Raw genomic sequence first — 18,673 nt, 5'->3', positions numbered from 1 at the left:
CCGAGCCGCGCCTGCCGCGCGCCGGCGGGCTCGACCAGCCGCTGGAGCCGGGTTCCGGCCGTCCGCGCCTGGACCCGGCACAGGCGGGCGATCCGCAGGCCGTGCGCCAGAGCCTGATCGCCGCGGCGCGGCGCTCGGCCAAGGCGGCCAGCGAGGCGGCCGCCGCCAATCCTGCCCCCGCGACCGAGACCGGCAAGCCGGGCAAGGCGGGAAAGCCCGGCGGCGGGCGCCTGAAGGAGATATTGGAGAAGCGTCGCCGGCCGCTGCTGCTCGGCCTCGCCGCGCTCGTCCTGGCGATCGGTGCGGCCCAGGTCTTCACCGGCGCCCCCTACGGCGCCAGGAAGCAGGCGGCGAACGAAAGCATCCAGAAGGCGCCGTCCGACGCCGCCCCCGTCGAGAAGCCGGCGGCACAGCCGGCTCCGCAGGCGGCACCGAGCGAGCCGGCGGCATCGCCGGCCAAGGACCGGAACTCCGCCCTGCCGCCGCTCGAGATCGGCACCGCGCCGGCCCAGGCCGCCGCGCCGGCTCCCGCCGCCACGGCGAGCGCCGAGACGCCGGCGGCAGTGCCGTCCATGCTCGCCGCCCTGCCGCTGCAGAGCCCCTCGGAAGCGGTGGAGCCGGTCACCGCGATCGGCGATCTGCCCGCGACCCTCGGCAGCGCCGGGCTGCGCAAGGCGGCGCTCGCGGGCGACGCCCGCGCCGTCTACCAGCTCGCCACCCAGGCCGCGGACGGGCCGGCCAATCGCGACCCCAAGCTGGCGCTGCGCCTGTTCGAGCGTGCAGCCGTCGCCGGGCTCGCGCCGGCCCAGTTCCGGCTCGGCAACATGTTCGAGAAGGGTATCGGCACCAATCGCGACCCGGCCCTCGCCAAGGTCTGGTACGGGCGCGCCGCCGAGCGCGGCAATGCCAAGGCGATGCATAATCTGGCCGTGCTCTATGCCGAGGGCGCCGGCGGCAAGCCGGATTATGCGACCGCGACCGAATGGTTCCGCCGTGCCGCGGAACATGGCGTGCGCGACAGCCAGTACAATCTCGCCATCCTGCTCGGCCGCGGCCTCGGCGCGCCGGCCGATCTCGGCCAGTCCTATCGCTGGTTCGCCGTCGCCGCCGCCCAGGGCGACGACGATGCCGCGCGCAAGCGCGACGAGGTGGCGGGCCGGCTCTCGGCCAGCGATCTCGCCGCCGCCAAGGCTGCCGCCGAGAGCTGGAAGCCGAAGCCGCTGGAGGCCAACGCCAACGAGGTCACGCCCCCGGCGAAAGGCTGGGACGAGGCACCCGTCGCCGCCAAGAAGCCGGCGAAGCCCGGCCGTGGCTGAGCTCCCGGGGACGCGCCGAAAGCGGTTCAGAGCGGCACAAATTGAAAAGGTTTCGGCCGTAGTGTCTGCGCTTCGACGCTACGGAGCGCCTTCCGTTTCGCTGGAACCGGCTGAACGACAGGGATTCGCGACGGTCCGACATTCCAGGCATGTTCTCGTCGCAAAAGTGCTATTCACTTCTGCGGATCATGCCAGGCGTGGGACGGCGCCGACGACCGGCGAGGTTTTGGAAGGGTGCAGATCTATCTCCCGATCGCGGAACTGCCGATCAGCATTTTCCTCGTCCTTGGTCTGAGCGGCGCGGTCGGCTTCATCTCGGGTCTGTTCGGCGTCGGCGGCGGCTTCCTGCTGACGCCCCTGCTGATCTTCCTCGACATCCCGCCTGCCGTCGCCGTCGCGACCGTCGCCGCCCAGGTCGCCGGCTCGTCGATGACCGGGGTGCTGACCTATTGGCGGCGCAACGCACTCGACTTCAAGCTCGGCGGCATCCTGGTCGGGGGCGGCATCGTCGGCACGATCATGGGCGTGCTGTTCTTCAACTCGATGCGGCGCCTCGGCCAGCTCGAGCTGGTGATCACCCTGTCCTATGTCACGCTCTTCACCTGCATCGGCGGGCTGATGCTGTTCGACGCGGTGCGCGCCGCGATGCGCGACCGGGCGGGCAAGCCGGTCCGCCTGCGCCGCGAGGCCGGCTCGCACCCGGCCTGGATGGGCCTGCCGCTTCGCATGCGCTTCCCGCGCTCGCAGCTCTACGCCAGCGTGATCCCGATCGCGGGGCTCGCCGTCATCATCGGCTTCATCGGCGCCGTGCTCGGCGTCGGCGGCGGCTTCATGCTCGTGCCGGCGCTGATCTATTTCTTCCGGATTCCGCCGGCGGTCGTGGTCGGCACGTCACTGTTCCAGATCCTCGTCACCATGACCGGTGCCACCGTGCTGCACGCCGTCACCAACCAGTCGGTCGACATCATCCTCGCGATGCTGTTGCTGGTCGGCGGCGTCATCGGCGCGCAATTCGGCGGCCGGGCGGCGCGCAACCTCAATGTCTCGTCGTTCCGGCTGCTGCTGGCGCTGCTGATCCTCTCGGTCGGCCTGCGCTTCGCGGTCGAGCTCTTCCTGCCACCGAGCGAGCCCTATTCGGTGATCGTGCCGGAGGGGGTGCAGCGATGAGGCGCGGCATCCGCCTCCTGCTCGCCGCCCTGCTCTCGGCGGTCCCCCTCGCCCCCGCGGGAGCGGAGACGCTGATCGCCGCGCTCTCGACGCACCGGATCGCGATCGCCTCCAACTACACCGGCGACCAGCTCACCGTGTTCGGGTTGGTCGAGCGCGACGGCCGCTCGGTGGCGCGCGGCGACCCCTACGCCATCGTCGTGACCGTGCGCGGCCCGCAACGCATGCTGATCGTGCGCGAGAAGGAGCGCGTCGGCCCGATCTGGATCAACCGCAGCCAGCGCCGCTTCCCCGACCGCTCGGTCTATCTCTCGGTCTCGACCAGCCGGCCGATCAACGAGATCCTCTCGGAGGTCGCCGCCCGGCGCGACCGTATCGGCCTCGCCAACGCACAGCGCTCGCAGGCCGGCTTCGATTTCGACTTCGACCTCGGCCGCTACCGCGAAGCCCTGATCCGGATCCTGGAGGGCAAGCAGCTCTATTCGCTCGATGAGCGCGGCGTCACCTTCCTCTCGCCCGCCCTGTTCAGCGCCCCGATCAAGGTCCCCGCCACCGCCCCCACCGGGCCCTACGAGGTCGAGATCCTGTTGTATTCGGGCGGCGTCGTGCTGGCGCGCCAGACCACCAATTTCGAGGTTGTGAAGACCGGAATCGAGCAGAGCCTGGCCTCCGCCGCGCATGACCGGCCATTCGTCTACGGGCTGGCGACGGCAGCGCTGGCGCTGCTGTTCGGCTGGCTGGCGACAGTGATCTTCCGGCGCGATTGAGACTCAGCCCGTCAGCATCTCATAGGCGAGGAAGGGCGCGATCGAGCCCTCGGTAACGCTCGTCAGCTCGTCCGCGAGCTCGACGAGACCATCGGTCTCGGTCAGCGAGCTGAGCACGCCGGCGCCGTCGCGCGGATGCTTGCGGGCAATGGCGATGCCGTCGGCTCCCGGCGCCAGCGCGACCCTGACATATTCACGCCGCCCGGCCTTCTTCTTGTAGGAAAAGCCGAGCCGCACCGGCAGGGCGCGCGGACGCGCCGGCTGCGTGCCCGCGAGCAGCGCGATCACCGTGCGGGCGACGAAGGCGAAGGTGACGAAGACCGCGACGGGGTTGCCCGGCAGGCCGATGAACGGCTTGCCGGCGACGAGCCCCATCGCCACCGGCCGGCCGGGCTTGATCGCCACGCGCCAGAAGGCGAGCTCGCCGACCTGCTCCACCGCCGCCTTGACGTGGTCCTCCTCGCCGGTCGACACCCCGCCGGAGGTGAGGATGAGGTCGCAGTCCTCCGCCGCCTGACGGAGCCGTCTGGCGAGGCTCGCCGGCTCGTCGCGCAGGATGCCGAGATCGACGACCTCCGCCCCGGCGCGGGCGACGAGCGCCCGCAGCAAGCTGCGATTGGCATCGTAGATGCCGGCGGGCGGCAGGCTGGTGCCGGGCTCGTTGAGCTCGTCGCCGGTCGAGAAGAGCGCGACCCGAACACGGCGGCGCACCGCGACCTCGGTCAGGCCGAGCGCGGCGAGCAGCGCCAGGTCCTGCGGGCGTAGCCGGCGGCCGGCGGCGAGCGCCGGGGCGCCGCGCGCAAGGTCCTCGCCGGCCGGGCGGGCATTGGCTCCCGGCTTCAGCCCGGGCGGCAGAACGACCGCGCCATCCTCCAGCGCGACATCCTCCTGCATGAAGACCGTCTCCGCGCCGGGCGGCAGCGGCGCGCCGGTGAAGACCCGGACCGCGACCCGCTCCGTCGCGACGCCGGCGGCGTCGGCACCGGCGGCGACCCGGCCGGCGAGCGGCAGCCGCGTCACCGTCGCCGCCGCGAGGTCGGCGAAGCGGACCGCGTAGCCGTCGACCGCCGAATTGGCGAAGGGCGGCAGATCGACCGCCGCGACGACCTCATGCGCGAGCACACGCCCGTCCGCCGCGGCGAGCGGGACGGTCTCGACGCCCGCGACCGTCGTGATCCGGCCGGTCGCACGCTCGGCGGCCTGCTCGACCGTCAGCATCGGCCCGAAGGCGTCGGCATCCGCGCTGAGCTGCGCCATCTCAGACCTCTCCCCTCGCCCGCGCCAGCACCTGGTCCAGGGGCTGCGCCTCGGCGAGGAGACAATCGGCGATGGCCGGCAGTTCGTCGAGCCCGATCACCGGGCGGCCGGCGCCCGGAAAGGCGGTATCGCTGGCGATCGCGACGATGCTGGCATCGCCGGGATGCAGGGGCGGCTTGCCGTTGGCGGCACGATAGACCTCAAGCTTGGCATGTGGATCGCGCTTGAAGCCCTCGACGATGACGAGATCGACGGGAGACAGCCTGGACAGCAGCTCCGGGAGCGCGGGTTCCGGCTCGTCGCGCAATTCGTGCAGCAGCGCCCAGCGCTTCGCCGACGAGATCAGCACCTCGGCCGCACCAGCCTGACGGTGGGCCCATGAATCCTTGCCGGACGTATCGAGGTCGAAGGCGTGATGCGCGTGCTTGATCGTCGAGACCCGGATGCCCCGCCGCTCGAATTCCGGGATCAGCCCGGTCAGCAAGGTCGTCTTGCCGGCTCCGCTCCAACCGGCCAGCCCGATCACGCGCATCGACAAGGGCATCCCTCAAGAAACGAAGCCGGGCGCGAAGAGCGCCCGGCTGTCATCGTGCAAATGACCTCGGCGGGTCAAGGGTCGCCGCCGTTGCGAGCAGTGGCGACGAAGCGTTCCCGGAGCGGGCGAATTTCCGCCCGGACTGCTTCGCCGCGCCGGCGGCGAAGTATCGCTCTACTCCGCCGGCTGCAGCTTGCCGCCGTGGACGTCGCCCTTGCGCATCTCGTCGGCGACCCAGAGCGAGTGATGCGCCTTGGCCCAGTTTAGATCGACCTCTCCCGACCCCATCGCGTCGAAGGCTCCCTCCATGCCGATCGTGCCGATATAGATGTGGCCGAGGATGGTGGCGACCATCAGCACGCCGACGATGCCGTGGAGCATGTTCCAGAATTGCAGGTTGAGCACGCCGCCGGCCTCGGCGGGGAAGAGCAGGTTGATGCCCGAGACGGCGAGCGCGGCGCCGCCGACCACGACGATCCAGAAGAGCGCCTTCTGGCCGCCATTGAAACGCTTCGCCGCCGGATGGCCCTTGCCGACGATGCCGCCGCCGGCCAGGAACCAGCGGATGTCGACCATGCCGGGGATGTTGTCCTTGATCCAGACGAGGAACATCAGCGCGACGCCGAGCATGAACGGCCAGGCGAGATAGTTGTGAGCCCATTTCGCCACGGTGGAGACGGCGGTGAAGGCCTCGGGCCCGACCAGCGGCAGCAGCAGCGACTTGCCGAAGGTGACGTTGAGCCCCGACAGCGCGAGCACGATGAAGCAGGCGGCGGTGAGCCAGTGGACGAAGCGCTCGAAACCGTTGAAGCGCGTCAGCCTCTGCCCGGACGGGCCGCTCTCGAGCCGGATGCGCCCGCGGAAGAGGTAGAAGGCGACGACCGCGATCAGCGTGCCGAGCACGGCGACCGCACCGACCTTGGTCATCGTGCCCTGATGGAAGGCACGCCATTCGCGTCCCGCCGGCCGCTCCAGCGTCGCCGACTTGGCGTCGGGGATCGTGACCCTGCCCCTGAGCTCGGCCGAAGGGTTGGCCTTCAGAGCGTCGAGGAACTGCTGCTCCTTGACCGAATCCGCGGTCGGATTGACCTGCTGGGCCTCCCCCGGCTGGGCGAAGCCGACCGCGACGGCCAGCAGCAGCGCCGTGACGAGGAAGCGGAGATGAGCGCCGAGCGACATTGCGGCATCCTTTCGCGAAGGCGGGGTCGACCTGGGGAGGAACGCACCCGGCCTTTCCGGCCGTGATGCGCCCCCCTCCCCCAGCTCAGATTGCGATGGTTTCCCGGTAGGCCGTCTGCCAGCCCCAGGCGCCGGAGCCGTAGCCGCGCTTGACCACGCGCTCCTTGTAGATCTGCGCGATCATCTCGCCGTCGCCGGCGAGCAGCGACTTGGTCGAGCACATCTCGGCGCAGAGCGGCAGCTTGCCCTCTGCGAGGCGGTTCGATCCGTATTTCTGGAATTCGGCGGGCGAGAGGTCGGCCTCCGGGCCGCCGGAGCAGTAGGTGCACTTGTCCATCTTGCCGCGCGAGCCGAAATTGCTGACCTTCGGATATTGCGGGGCGCCGAACGGGCAGGCGTAGAAGCAATAGCCGCAGCCGATGCAGAGATCCTTGTTGTGCAGCACGACGGCATCGGCCGTGGTGTAGAAGCAGTCGACCGGGCAGACGGCGGCACAGGGCGCGTCGGTGCAGTGCATGCAGGCCATTGAGACCGAGCGCTCGCCCGGCTTGCCGTCATTGATGGTGACGACGCGCCGGCGGTTGATGCCCCAGGGCACGTCGTTCTCGTTCTTGCAGGCGGTGACGCAGGCGTTGCACTCGATGCAGCGATCGGCGTCGCAGAGGAATTTCATCCGGGCCATGGTTCAGTTCCTCCTCACGCCGCCGCGATCTGGCACAGCGTGACCTTGCCTTCGTGCATGGCGGTCACGGGGTCGTAGCCATAGGTGGTGACGGTGTTCACGGATTCGCCGAGCACGATTGGGTCGGCGCCCTTCGGGTAGTTGCCGCGCTGATCGACGCCCTGGAAGAAGCCGCCGAAATGGAAGGGCATGAAGGCCGCGCCCTTGCCGACGCGCTCGGTGACCAGCGCCTTGACCCTGGCCTTGGAGTTGTTCTCCGGCCCGGTCACCCAGACGAAGGCGCCGTCCCTGATGCCGCGCTCGGCCGCGTCCGCCGGATTGATCTCGACGAACATGTCCTGCTGCAGCTCGGCCAGCCATTTGTTCGAGCGCGTCTCCTCGCCGCCGCCTTCGTATTCGACGAGGCGGCCGGAGGTCAGCACGATCGGGAAGGATTTCGCGATGCCCTTCTCGACGGCCGCCTTCTGCACCGAGGTGTGCAGGTTGGGGATGCGCAGCGTGCGCTCGTCCGGCCGCGCCGGCCACTTCGCCACGAGGTCGACGCGCGGCGAATAGATCGGCTCGCGATGGACCGGCACCGGATCAGGCAGGTTCCAGGCATTGGCCCTGGCCTTGCCGTTGCCATAGGGCACGCAGCCATGCTCCAGCGCGACACGCTGGATGCCGCCGGAAAGGTCGGTGGTCCAGGAGACGGCGTCGATGTTGTTGCCGCCGATCCAGGCGATGGTGGCGGCCTCCGCCGGCGTCAGGTCCTTGTCCCAGCCGAGCTTCTTCAGCACGCCCATGGTGAACTCGGGATAGCCGTCCTTGATCTCCGAGTTCAGCGAGTAGGAGCCGCCCTCGGCGAGCAGCGTGTCGTTGACCTTGCTGCCGTCGGCGAGCGTGCGCTCGCGGGTGAGCCCGAAGCGCGGACGGAAGGTGCCGCCGCCATTCTTGGCCTCGAGCGAGGTGTTGTAGAGGATATGGGTGCCCGGATGCTTGTATTCGGGCGTGCCCCAGCACGGCCAGGGCAGGCCGTAGAAATCGTTCTCGACCGGCGAGCCCTTGGCACCGCGCAACGTCACCACGTCGAACTTGTCCTGGTTCGCCATGTGCAGCTTCAGGCGCTCCGGGGACTGGCCGGTGTAGCCGGTCGACCAGCCGCCGCGGTTGATCTCCTTAAGGATCGATTCCGCCGTCGGCTCCAGGCCGATCTTGCCCTGGACCATCTGGTAGTTCTTGAACATCGGCGCGGCGAAGCCGAGCTTCTGCGAGAGCTTGTAGATGACGGCGTAGTCGCTGGCGGATTCGAAGATCGGCTCGACGACCTTCTCGCCCCATTGCACCGAGCGGTTCGAGCAGGTGCGCGAACCCGAGGTCTCGAACTGCGTGCAGATCGGGAGGAGATAGGTGCCGTTCTTGCGGCCGCCCAGCGAGACGAAATTGGTCGGATGCGGGTCGCAGACGACGAGCAGGTCGAGCTTCTCGAGCCCCTTCACCGCGTCGGGCATGCGCGGGATGGTGTTGCCGCCATGGCCCATGACGAACATGGCCTTGAGGTTGTCTTTCTGGTCGACCTGCTCGGCCGGCAGGTTCGCGGCGTCGAACCAGCGGGTCGAGGTGTGGCCCGAGGTCTCCATGTTCTGCTTGCGGGTGCGGGCCGGGCGGCCGCCCTTGGCCGGAACCTCGTCGAAGCGCGAGACGAAGTAGTCGTAGTCGACGCCCCAGACGCGGGCCCAGTGGCGCCAGGCGCCCTCGACCAGGCCGTAGTAGCAAGGCAGGTTCGAGATATCGAGGCCGAAATCGGTCGCGCCCTGGACGTTGCAGTGGCCGCGGAAGATGTTGGCGCCGGTGCCGGTCGAGCCGACATTGCCGGTCGCCAGCAGCAGCGTGCAGATGGCGCGGACATTCGCCGTTCCGACCGAATGCTGCGTCACGCCCATGCACCAGATGAAGGTCGCCGGCTTCACCGTGGCGAAGGTCTGGGCGACACGCTTCATCTGCTCGCCGGGAACGCCGGTGATGTCCTCCACCGTCTTGGGATCGTATTTCTCGACCTCCTTGCGGACGTCGTCCATGCCGTGGACGCGCGCGGCGATGAAGGCCTTGTCCTCCCAGCCGTTCTGGAAGATGTGCCACAGCAGGCCCCAGATCACCGCGATGTCGGTACCGGAGCGGAAGCGGACATAGTCGGTGGCGTGCGCCGCCGTGCGGGTGAGGCGCGGATCGAAGACGATGACGTTGGCGCGCTGCGTCTCCTTGCCGGTCAGGATGTGCTGCATCGCCACCGGATGCGCCTCGGCCGCGTTCGAGCCCATGAACAGCACGGTCTTCGAATTGCGGATGTCGTTATAGGAATTGGTCATGGCGCCGTAGCCCCAGACGTTCGCGACGCCCGCGACCGTGGTCGAGTGGCAGATGCGCGCCTGGTGGTCGACATTGTTGGTGCCCCAGAAGGCCGCGAACTTGCGGAACAGATAGGAGCCTTCGTTGGAGAACTTGGCCGAGCCGAGCAGATAGACGGAGTCGGCGCCGGACTTGGCCCGGATCTCCATCATCTTGTCGCCGATCTCGCTGACCGCCTGGTCCCAGGACAGGCGCTGCCACTGCCCGTCGACGAGCTTCATCGGATACTTGATGCGGCGGTCGCCATGGACCAGCTCGCGCACCGAGGCGCCCTTGGCGCAATGGCTGCCGCGATTGATCGGGCTTTCCCAGGCCGGCTCCTGACCGACCCAGACGCCGTTGGCGACCTCGGCCTTGACCGTACAGCCGACCGAGCAATGCGTGCAGATGTTCTTGACGACCTTGGTGCCGGTCGCCGGGCCGTAGCCGGCGGCCTCCGCCTTGCGGACGGCGCCGATCTGCAGCGCCGAGGCAGCGGCGACGCCGCCGGCGACGAGACCGGAGCGGCGCAGGAAGGAACGGCGGTCCATCACGCCGGAAGCGAGGCCCCCGAGGGCGCTCTGCAGGCGGCCGCGCTGGACGTCGGCGGATTTGCGCTTGATCAGCATGACGCCGGCCTCCTCAGTAGCGATTGACGCGGTAGAAGTCTTTGACGTGATCGCTCTCGCGATAGCGCGCCTTCGTCTCGTCCTTGCCGGGGTCGACGGCGGCGGCGGGCGTCACCGCGACGGGCGCGACGGCCACGGTCGCGCCGGCGCCGAGCGCCTTGAAGAAGTTGCGGCGGTCGAGCCGCGCGTCCTTGTTGTCCTGCGACATCGTCGTTCCCTCCGTGCCGGGCATCATGCGGGCAGGCCCGCAGCCTGCGTCTCGATCGATAGGTAGAGGCTGCCGACCCGGCCGACGGCGCGATAGAAGCGCGCCGCCTCGGCGGTCTCGAGATCGGCGAAGAAGCGGTCGGCCCAGGGCCGGATATGGCGGGCGAAGAAGCCGCCCTCGTCGACGCCTTCCCCGGAGACCTCGCCGCGGATCAGCCTGGCTTGGATGTCCATCAGCACGGCGATGTGGTCTTCCGGCTCGCTGACGCGCTCGGCCCGGGCGAGGCCGAGCTTGCCCATGTCCTCGCGCACCTGGGCGAGCGGGCGCTCGTGCAGGAAGCCGGTCAGGTAATAGGAGGCGTAGGGCAGGAGCTCGCCGCGACCGACGCCGATGAAGAGCCGAAAGAACTCGTCCCGCACCTGGTCGGGCGTCGCTTCGGCCGCCGCCTCGGCCAGCGCCAGATGGGCCATGCCCAGCGGCGAGGCGTCGCCGCGCAGGCTTTCCAGGGCAGAGAGTGTTTCGACCGTCGGCGCGCGCCAGAGCAGCGCGCCGATCAGCTCGAACTCGTCAGCGCGGGCGGCGTCGAGCTCGTCCGTCCCGGACGCGGCGGCTGGCGGCAGGACGATGGATTCGGCCGGGTAGAGGTCGGGGCGCAGTTCACTGCGCGGAATGCCGGTCGAGGCCTCGACGGAGAGCACGCGATCGGCCGGGACGCGCTTCCAGCTCGAGATCGCCGGCTGCGAGACGCCGACCGCCCGAGCCAGCGCACGCACGCCGCCGGCCGCTCCGATCGCCCGTTCCAGAGCCTGGTCACGCATAGACTGACGTCGTCTCCCAATCCGCCGCGGCACTCTCGGACGTGCCGGAACGCGCGGTGATAATGAGACCTTATCGCCCTAGATTGCAATTGTTCTCAACTGAAGCTCAGAGCGGAGTGGCGCCGCCGCCGCGCCGCCTCTGACGCGGCAGGGCCGACCCGGTTCCGGCCGGATTTTGCGGCGCAACAGATTCGCCGCTTGGCAGAGATTCGAATTTCGCCGGGTTTTCGCCGGTATTTCGAGATTCCCTTGCGCCCTCGATCAGGGGCGATTCCGCCGCCTCGTCAGGCGCACCCGGCTTATGTTGCAACGCAACAGAATCGACTGTCTCGGGCTCATTAGACGAAGGTCGAATATCTGCGGCATCGTTACGCACCGCCTCGCCCGCCGAAGCGGGCTCGGCCTTCGGGTTTTCGGCCGGCTTGCCGAAGATGTTGGCCAGCATCTCCTCGACATTGTCCGACTCGCTGAGCGGCCCGTAGCCCGGCGCGCCGCCCGGTATGTTCCAGTCGAGCGCATAATCGCGCGCCGGATCCTGATAGCCCGCGATCGCGGGATCGCTCTCCCAGGCGCGGCGCAGCGCCTTGAGCTTCCAGTCCTCCGGCACGTTCTGCTTCAGCCAGTGCGCGAGGTCGAAATCCTTGTCGACGAGATCGAGCGAAGGCGGCTCGACCATCTCGGGTTCGGGGTCGGCGTGGGAGCCCTCCTCCCTTGTGAGGGAGGGGTGCGAGGGAGGTATCGCGGACAGTTCGGCCGAGCCAGGGTGGACATTCGTCGAGGGCGGCATACCCCCCTCCCCCCACAAGGGGGGAGAGGGCTGGTCGCGATTCTGCGCCTCGCGCTTGCGGCGCGCCCAGCGGCCGAGGAAGCCTTCGTCCCGCTTGTCGTCATCCCCCCGCGCCATCAGTCGCCCCCGCGATCGATGCCCGGACGCGGCCGTGGCCCGCCCTTGCGCGGGTCGTGCTCGGTGCGCTGGCGCTTGACGAATTCGCGCTCGACATGGTGCGCCCCGAAGAAGGCGAGCACGGCCTCGGCGATCGCGGCCGGCATCGGCACGGCCTCGACGATGTCGTCGACATTCTCGAGGAAGACCTCGCCCTCGGACGGGTCGGCAGTGACCCCGACCAGTTCCAGCGCCGGCTCGATCCCGGTCGGGCGGACCGAGACCCAGAGCCTGGCCTGGCCCGTCGCAAAATTCTCGCGGAAATGGGCGGTGTCGACCGAATGCAGCGTCAGCACGGTGGAGCCGAGATAGAATTGCGCCCGCTCGTCGTCGCCGGCGAGCCGGCTCCAGGGCGCCAGCGGTGGCGGCTCCGGCAGCACCGCGATCGGCGTCCAGGCATGGTCGGCCCAGGGCGAGTCGAGCTTGCGCCGCTCGACCACCACGCCGACCTCGTGATGCTGCTGGGCCATGCGGACCTCCTTCAGTTCGCCATCTCGTGCGCGGCGAGCGGCAGGCCCGTCACCAGGTTCTGCGGCTTCATCCTGACGATCCGGTCGCCGTCCATCGCCAGCATGAGATAGATAGGGGCTCCCTTGGCCGCCGGCAGCACCGGCACCTCCCGCGGCAGGGTCAGCCGGTAGAGCGCGATCAGGCGCGAGGCCTGGTCCGCGTCGAGCGTCTCGCCGCGCCAGAGCGCGTTGCCGAGCGCGGTCGCCTGCGCATCGAGGCCGACGAACCAGCGCCAGTCGGCGTCGCGCACATTCTCGACGGCTTCGATCTCGGCGGAGATGCCGTGGATCTGCCGGATCCAATGCGCGATCGCCCTGCCGAGCGCCGCCCGCCCCGAGGGCTTGCCGCCGAGGTCGAGCACCATGTCGAAAGCGTCGGAGCGCTGCCAGTAGCGCTCGGCATCGGCCGGCTTGAGGATGTCGAGCGACGTCACCGCCGGGCCGCCCAGCATGGCGAGCAGGGGCGAAGCGTGCCGGTCGGCCTCGTGGCCTTCGATCATCTCGGCGTCGGCGAGCAGGATCGTGTTGTCATGGAGGGTGGCGCGCTGCGGCCGGAACAGGCATTCGGCGGCGCGGACCACGAAGGGGTCGCTCTCCTCGTCGAGCGCAGCACGCAGGATGACGTGGACGAGCTGGTCGAGGAAGACCGGCGGGATGCCGGCCGCGCCGCCGCGGACGATGCCGGCATAGGCGCCCTGCAGGGTCGGCGCCGCCAGCAGCCGCTCACGCCAGCCGAGCAGGAAGCGCCAGTTCTCGCGGGCATCGGCGTCGGCGATGGCGGCGATCTCGCGCTCGGCGACTTCGGCCTGCGGCTCCGCCATCAGCCTGGCATGCAGCGCCCGCTCGGCCGGACAGGCCTCCTCCGGCGGCAGCAGCTCCGGCCGCGCCAGATAGGCCTTGAGGAACTCGTCGGTGACGACGAGGCCGCCGCCCGGCTCGCGATCGAGCAGGAGATGGCCGGAACTCGCCCAGAAATGGGTCATCGCGGCGCGCTCCTCATCAGTTGCATCAGATCGACATGCTCGTGCGGCTCGTCTTCGCCCTCGACCTCGAGGAAGTCGAAGGCGCGGAAAGCATCCGGGGGCTGCTCGCCGCGCGGCATCAGAGTCCGGAAGCGCTCGCGGATCTCACCCTCTTCGACCGTGCGGTGCAAAGCGAGCAGGGTCTGCGGCGGATGATCGCAGAGCGAGGCGGCGAAGGCGATCTCCTCCTGCGCGGCGGCATGGGCGGCAGCGCGATCGGGCGCGCCGAGCTTCGCGAGGAATTGCGTCGCCAGTTGCTCCACCGCCTGCTCGCGCTCCTCCGCAGTGGCTTCGGTGACGACCGCGAGCGTGCTCCAGCCGAAGCTCGCGACGCCGAGGAAACCGGAGCGGAAGGCGACGCGCCCCTTGGGGTCGAGTTCGGCGACGCGCTCCGGAGGGAACAGGAAGGAGCCGGGGACGAGCCATTCGCCGGGCTCCGCCGCCCTGCGGAACACGAAAGTGTCCGACGGGTCGAGCCGAATGGCGCGCGGGAGCTTGAGGGTGCTCATGCAACAGCACCTCCGCATTGCCCGTCATTGCGAGCGCAGCGAAGCGATCCAGGGGGACGTAGAGCGCTGCCGCCTCTGGATTGCTTCGTCGCTTCACCCCTCGCAATGACGATGGCGCTCACAGCTTCGGCGCTCCGCTGTCGCGGTCTAGCCAGTCGACCCTGGCCAGCGCCTCGACCAGGCCCCGGCGCTCGGTTCCGTGCTGCGAGGTCGCGACCAGATCGCCGTTCGGCTCGATGCCGTGGCGCACGCCCACGACCTTCTCGAGCCGGTCGAGCCAGCGCCGCACAGCCGCGCGGGCGCCCTCCTCCTGCCAGCGGCTGACGCCCAGCATGAGATGGCGGCAGAAGGCCTCGATCAGGTCGACGGCGTCGACCTCCTCGAACCCTTCCTCCGCCATGCCGACGCCGGTCTGGCCGAGCTCGAACGGCGACATCGTCGTCGCCCGCACCATCGCGCCGAAGACGAGCCAGTCGGGCACCTGGTTCTCCGGACATCCCGCCGGCCATGCGAGGCGGCCGCCGCCGATCAGACCGAGATCGTAGGTCAGCGCATCCGGCCAGCGGAACAGCACCGGGCGCTCCGGCGGCGAGTGGACCGCGAGCGCATCCGCCAGCGCGTTCATGGCGAGGTAATGGGCGAGTCTCGCCTCGGCGAGGATGGCGTCCGGCTCGAGCACCACCGCGAACTCGACGATGTCGAAACGTCGCACCCAGACCAGGGTCGCCGCGCCGGCTTGCGCCGCGATCGCCTGCGCATGGGCGAAGGCATCGCCGGATTCGCGCAGGGTGACGAGCGAAAACCCGGGCGGCAGCACCGGCCCGCGCCTGAGATCGTCCCGACCGACCGGTCCTGCCGTCATCATCCGCGCCCGCCGTCTCATTCCAAGGGAGAGGCTTGCCAAGGGAGAGGCTTGCTTCCTTGGAGCCATTCCAATTCCATATAAGAAGGAAGTATCGCAAGCGCGATGAGAGACGCTGCGGCGATCGTTAGGACGGATGCAAGATGACCGATGTCGCCCGCACGCTGATGATCTGCTCGTGCGAGGACACGATGCCGCTGGACGGCTCGGCGATCCGGCGCGGCTGCGGCGGTGCCGAGGTCAGTGAGCATCGACATCTCTGCCGCAGCCAGATCGACCGCTTCCGCGCCATGCTCGGCCAGAGCGAGGCCATCACCGTCGCCTGCACGCAGGAAGCGCCGCTCTTTGAAGAGATTGCTGCAGACCTCGATTACGCCGGCGATCTCAGCTTCGCGAACATCCGCGAACATGCCGGCTGGTCGGACGAGGCGCGGGCGGCCGGGCCGAAGATGGCGGCCCTGCTCGCCGCCGCGAGCGAGCCGATGCCGCCGGCCTCCTTCACCACCCTGGCGAGCAAGGGCGTCGCGCTGATCTATGGCCGTGACGAGGTCGCGATTTCCCTCGCCCGGCGCCTCGCCGACCATCTCGACGTCACCGTGCTGCTGTCGCGGCCGGACGAGATCGCGCCGCCGCGTACCGACGACTTCCCGGTGCTGAAGGGCACGGTCGCGCAGGCGAGCGGCTGGCTCGGCGCCTTCGAGCTCACCGTCAACGACTATGCCGCCCCGAGCCCTTCCTCGCGCGGCAAGCTCGCCTTCGAGGCGCCGCGCGACGGCGCGGTCTCGCAATGCGACCTCGTCATCGACGTCTCCGGCGGCACCCCGCTCTTCCCGGCGGGCGAGCTGCGCGCCGGCTATCTGCGCGCCGATCCGCGCGATCCGGCCGCGATCGAGCGGCTCGCCTTCCAGGCGAGCGGGCTGGTCGGGGAGTTCGACAAACCGGCCTATGTCGCCCTGAACGAAGGGCTCTGCGCCCATGCGCGCTCGCAGAAGACGGGCTGCACACGCTGCCTCGAGCTCTGCCCCACCGGCGCGATCACCCCGGCGGGTGACCATGTCGCGATCTCGGCCGAGGTCTGCGCCGGCTGCGGCGCCTGCGCCGCCGTCTGCCCGACCGGCGCGGTCACCTATGCGCTGCCGTCGGCCGACGCTCTGCTGCGCAAGCTGCGGACGCTGCTCGTGACCTATGCCGAGGCAGGCGGGCGCGAGGCTGTCTTGCTGCTGCATGACGGCGACCATGGCGAGCCGCTGATCGACGCGCTCGCCCGCCACGGCGCCGGCCTGCCGGCGCGCGTCCTGCCCCTGCGCGTCAACGAGATCACGCAGCTCGGTCTGGAGAGCTTCGCCGCGGCGCTCGCCTTCGGCGCCTCCGCCATCCGTGTGCTCGGCCGGGCGAAGCCGAAGCACGACCTGTCCGGCCTGCAGCGCAATCTCGACTATGCCAATGCGCTGGCCGGCGCGCTCGGTTTCGGCGAAGCCCGCGCCGCCTTGATCGAAACCGACGATCCCGACCTGCTGGCCGCCGCCCTCGCGAAGGTCTCACCCGGGGCGAGCGCCATGCGGCCCGCCCGCTTCCGGCCGATGGGAACGGGACGGCCGCTGCTGCGCCAGACCATCGCCGAACTGCACGCCGCCGCCCCGGCGCCGGTCGCGAGCATGGCTATGCCGCCGCGGGCGCCGTTCGGCACGGTCCATGTCGACACGGAGGGCTGCACGCTCTGCCTCGCCTGCGTCTCGGCCTGCCCGGTGAGCGCGCTCGGCGACGATCCGGAGCGCCCGACGCTGAGCTTCCAGGAGGATCTCTGCGTGCAATGTGGGCTCTGCGCCGCGACCTGCCCGGAGAAGGTGATCACGCTGGAGCCGCGCGTCGATTTCGACGCCTGGAAAGGCGGCCGCCGGATCGTCAAGCAGGAGGAGCCGTTCCACTGCATCGCCTGCGCCAGGCCCTTCGGCGTCCGCAGCACGATCGAGAAGATCGCGGCCAGGCTCGAGAACAAGCACTGGATGTTCGCCGGCGAAGGGGCGAAGCGGGCATCGATCCTGCGCATGTGCGAGGATTGCCGCGTCGAGGCCGTGGTCAATGAGAGCTTCGACCCGCATCTCTCGCCGCAGCGCCCGCCGGTGCGCACCACCGAGGACTATCTGCGCGAGCGGGCGGAGCGGGGCGAGGACCCGCTGGGATAAGCGTCGCCCCGTCATGCCTTGTGGCGGGCATCCGCCTCTTGAACAGCGCGAGCGACGAGCAAAGGCGTGGATGGTCGGGACAAGCCCGACCATGACGGAAAGGGCTGCCCTCTACCGCGTCACCTTCTCCAGCCAGTCGACCAGCGCCTGTCGGTCCTCGGCCGAGCCGATCGTCTGCTCCGGCATCCTGGTGCCGGGGGTGTAGGCGCTCGGGCCGATCTCGAACAGCTTCGCGACCGTGTCCTTGCTCCAGACGAGGTCCATGCCCTTGAGCGCCTCGGAATAGGCATAGCCCGGCGCCGTGGCGATGCGGCGGCCGAAGAGGCCGTGCAGGGTCGGGCCGGCGCGGTTGCCATCCGCCGGCGTCAGCGTGTGGCAGGCCGCGCAGGCGCGGAAGACCTGCGCCCCGCGCTCGCCCTGGAAGGCCGCGAGCGCATCCTCGCCGGCACGCGGCACCACAGCTCCGACATGCTCCCCGGTGACAGCGTTCCAGCGCCGGACCAGCCGGTCGGCTCCGCCGGAGAGCAATTGCCTGCCATCCGGCAGGAAGGCGAGCGACCAGACCGGCAGCCCCGGCCCGACCAGGGTGGCGCGGATGGTGCGTGTCCTGCGGTCGATCAGCGCGACCTGGCCACGCAGGCCGCCGGCTGCGATGGTCGCGCCGTCGGGCGAGATGGCGAGCGCGATCAGCGGCGTCTCGCCGATCGCGATCTCGGCGCGCTGGCTTCCATCCGGCCCGAACAGGCGCAGGCGCCCATCGGCGGCGGCGACCGCGATCTCCCCATCGGGCGCGGCGACGACGCCGTTGAGCGGTGCAGGTGTGCTGACGATCAATGGCGCGCCGCCATCGGCCGGCCAGAACCGCAAGGTCGCGTCATAGCCTGAAGAGACGACCGCGCCGCCCGGCACGAAGGCGACGCCGTTGACCGGGCCGTGATGGCCCTCGAGCACGCGCGCCGTGCCGTCAGCCAGCGCGGTGACGCGCACGGTCCCGTCCCAGGAGGCGGAAGCGAGATGGCCGCCCTCGGGCGAGACTGCCAGCGCCGCGACCGGCCCCTTGTGGCCATCGACAACCTTCGGCGGCTCAGTGGCATCGCCGCGCCAGAGCGCGATCCGGCCATCCTCGCCGCCGGTGGCGAAGCCGATGCCGTTGACCGCGACAGCGGCGTTGACCGCGCCCTGGTGGACGCGCAGCACCCTGATCGCGCTGCCGCGGGAAAGGTCCCAGAGGATCGCCGACTGGTCGAAGGAACCGGTCAGCGCCGTCGCGCCATCGGCCGAGACAGCCGCTGCCCGCACCGGTCCGCCATGGCCGCGCAATTCCTGGGCGGAGGCGCCGCTCACGGCGAGCACCAGCAGGGCAAGGACGATCCTGATCATGCGCCGATCATGTCCCAGCATGCGGCCTTGGCAAGGCAAGCCTCTGTTGCTCCGCCGAGAAAAGCCATCATATGAAGCGCAACATTGTTCGATCGGCTTCGCTCATGACGTCCACCCCGCTCAATCTGCGCGGCCTGAAATGCCCCCTCCCGGCCCTGCGCGTGCGCAAGGCGCTCAGAGGGGCGGAGCCGGGCGCGCTGTTCGTGGTCGAATGCACCGACCCGATGGCGGCGATCGACATCCCGAACCTGATGCGCGAGACCGGCGACGCCATCGAAGCGAGCCGCAGCGAGGGCGAGCTGCTGGTCTTCCACATCCGCAAGGCCGCGGCCTAGCGCCGCAA

General features: G+C 69.8%; 18 protein-coding genes. 5 read left to right on the top strand and 13 right to left on the bottom strand.

Translation table 11 applies throughout. From position 1 onward, the window contains the following. The 3 genes from CS1GBM4_RS19695 to CS1GBM4_RS19685 all read left to right on the top strand — a co-directional run. A partial coding sequence (locus CS1GBM4_RS19695; protein ID WP_186420447.1) for a tetratricopeptide repeat protein occupies window positions 1-1,316 on the top strand: 1,316 nt, incomplete at its 5' end. Between the two features lie 234 nt (window positions 1,317-1,550). Beyond that, window positions 1,551-2,483, top strand: a complete 933-nt coding sequence (locus CS1GBM4_RS19690; RefSeq protein WP_186420446.1) for a sulfite exporter TauE/SafE family protein — start codon at window positions 1,551-1,553, stop codon at window positions 2,481-2,483. Then, the gene (locus CS1GBM4_RS19685) at window positions 2,480-3,250 is read left to right on the top strand and encodes a TIGR02186 family protein (RefSeq protein WP_186420445.1); all 771 of its coding nucleotides are present in this window, start codon (window positions 2,480-2,482) and stop codon (window positions 3,248-3,250) included. The genes CS1GBM4_RS19690 and CS1GBM4_RS19685 overlap by 4 nt, the downstream gene beginning before the upstream one ends. A gap of 3 nt (window positions 3,251-3,253) precedes the next feature. Here CS1GBM4_RS19685 and glp read toward each other — a convergent pair whose 3' ends face one another. The 12 genes from glp to CS1GBM4_RS19625 all read right to left on the bottom strand — a co-directional run bounded on the left by glp (window position 3,254) and on the right by CS1GBM4_RS19625 (window position 14,767). Further along, window positions 3,254-4,507, bottom strand: a complete 1,254-nt coding sequence (gene glp / locus CS1GBM4_RS19680) for a gephyrin-like molybdotransferase Glp (RefSeq protein WP_186420444.1) — start codon at window positions 4,505-4,507, stop codon at window positions 3,254-3,256. A 1-nt stretch (window position 4,508) separates the two neighbouring features. After that, window positions 4,509-5,039: a molybdopterin-guanine dinucleotide biosynthesis protein B gene (gene mobB / locus CS1GBM4_RS19675; RefSeq protein ID WP_186420443.1), complete on the bottom strand. Its 531-nt coding sequence runs from the start codon at window positions 5,037-5,039 to the stop codon at window positions 4,509-4,511. A 177-nt stretch (window positions 5,040-5,216) separates the two neighbouring features. Continuing rightward, complete coding sequence (locus CS1GBM4_RS19670) at window positions 5,217-6,221, bottom strand: formate dehydrogenase subunit gamma (RefSeq protein WP_186420442.1); 1,005 nt, start codon at window positions 6,219-6,221, stop codon at window positions 5,217-5,219. Between the two features lie 85 nt (window positions 6,222-6,306). After that, on the bottom strand, window positions 6,307-6,903 hold the full coding sequence (gene fdh3B / locus CS1GBM4_RS19665; protein WP_186420441.1) for a formate dehydrogenase FDH3 subunit beta: 597 nt from the start codon (window positions 6,901-6,903) through the stop codon (window positions 6,307-6,309). 14 nt (window positions 6,904-6,917) lie between these two features. Next, window positions 6,918-9,896, bottom strand: a complete 2,979-nt coding sequence (locus CS1GBM4_RS19660; RefSeq protein ID WP_186420440.1) for a formate dehydrogenase subunit alpha — start codon at window positions 9,894-9,896, stop codon at window positions 6,918-6,920. 13 nt (window positions 9,897-9,909) lie between these two features. Continuing rightward, entirely contained in the window at window positions 9,910-10,104 is a 195-nt protein-coding gene (locus tag CS1GBM4_RS19655) for a formate dehydrogenase (RefSeq protein ID WP_186420439.1), read from the bottom strand. Between the two features lie 23 nt (window positions 10,105-10,127). Beyond that, a complete protein-coding gene (locus tag CS1GBM4_RS19650; protein WP_186420438.1) occupies window positions 10,128-10,922 on the bottom strand; it encodes a Cro/CI family transcriptional regulator in 795 nt (264 codons plus the stop codon). 106 nt (window positions 10,923-11,028) lie between these two features. Then, complete coding sequence (locus CS1GBM4_RS19645) at window positions 11,029-11,826, bottom strand: DUF3306 domain-containing protein (RefSeq protein ID WP_186420437.1); 798 nt, start codon at window positions 11,824-11,826, stop codon at window positions 11,029-11,031. Then, on the bottom strand, window positions 11,826-12,335 hold the full coding sequence (locus tag CS1GBM4_RS19640; protein WP_186420436.1) for a DUF3305 domain-containing protein: 510 nt from the start codon (window positions 12,333-12,335) through the stop codon (window positions 11,826-11,828). The genes CS1GBM4_RS19645 and CS1GBM4_RS19640 overlap by 1 nt, the downstream gene beginning before the upstream one ends. Before the next feature lie 11 nt (window positions 12,336-12,346). Then, window positions 12,347-13,357, bottom strand: coding sequence for a DUF6352 family protein (locus tag CS1GBM4_RS19635; protein ID WP_186420435.1), 1,011 nt, complete (start codon window positions 13,355-13,357; stop codon window positions 12,347-12,349). Next, window positions 13,354-13,905 carry a DUF6505 family protein gene (locus tag CS1GBM4_RS19630; protein WP_186420434.1) on the bottom strand — a complete coding sequence of 184 codons (552 nt, stop codon included), beginning with the start codon at window positions 13,903-13,905 and terminating at the stop codon, window positions 13,354-13,356. The genes CS1GBM4_RS19635 and CS1GBM4_RS19630 overlap by 4 nt, the downstream gene beginning before the upstream one ends. A 118-nt stretch (window positions 13,906-14,023) precedes the next feature. Further along, window positions 14,024-14,767 (bottom strand): biotin/lipoate--protein ligase family protein, encoded by a 744-nt coding sequence (locus CS1GBM4_RS19625; RefSeq protein ID WP_186420433.1) that lies wholly within the window; start codon window positions 14,765-14,767, stop codon window positions 14,024-14,026. A 143-nt stretch (window positions 14,768-14,910) separates the two neighbouring features. Between CS1GBM4_RS19625 and CS1GBM4_RS19620 the strand changes: the two genes are divergently transcribed. Continuing rightward, window positions 14,911-16,950, top strand: a complete 2,040-nt coding sequence (locus CS1GBM4_RS19620) for a 4Fe-4S binding protein (protein WP_186420432.1) — start codon at window positions 14,911-14,913, stop codon at window positions 16,948-16,950. Window positions 16,951-17,061: 111 nt separating this feature from the next. Here CS1GBM4_RS19620 and CS1GBM4_RS19615 read toward each other — a convergent pair whose 3' ends face one another. Further along, window positions 17,062-18,330: a c-type cytochrome gene (locus tag CS1GBM4_RS19615; RefSeq protein WP_244607311.1), complete on the bottom strand. Its 1,269-nt coding sequence runs from the start codon at window positions 18,328-18,330 to the stop codon at window positions 17,062-17,064. 104 nt (window positions 18,331-18,434) lie between these two features. On the opposite strand from CS1GBM4_RS19615, the gene CS1GBM4_RS19610 reads away from it, so the two are divergent. Then, the gene (locus CS1GBM4_RS19610; protein ID WP_244607310.1) at window positions 18,435-18,665 is read left to right on the top strand and encodes a sulfurtransferase TusA family protein; all 231 of its coding nucleotides are present in this window, start codon (window positions 18,435-18,437) and stop codon (window positions 18,663-18,665) included. Window positions 18,666-18,673: the final 8 nt, after the last annotated feature.

Origin of the sequence: Allobosea sp. CS1GBMeth4 (assembly GCF_900185715.1) — a bacterium.
Classification (GTDB): domain Bacteria; phylum Pseudomonadota; class Alphaproteobacteria; order Rhizobiales; family Beijerinckiaceae; genus Allobosea.
This window is presented reverse-complemented; position numbering and strand designations above follow the sequence as displayed.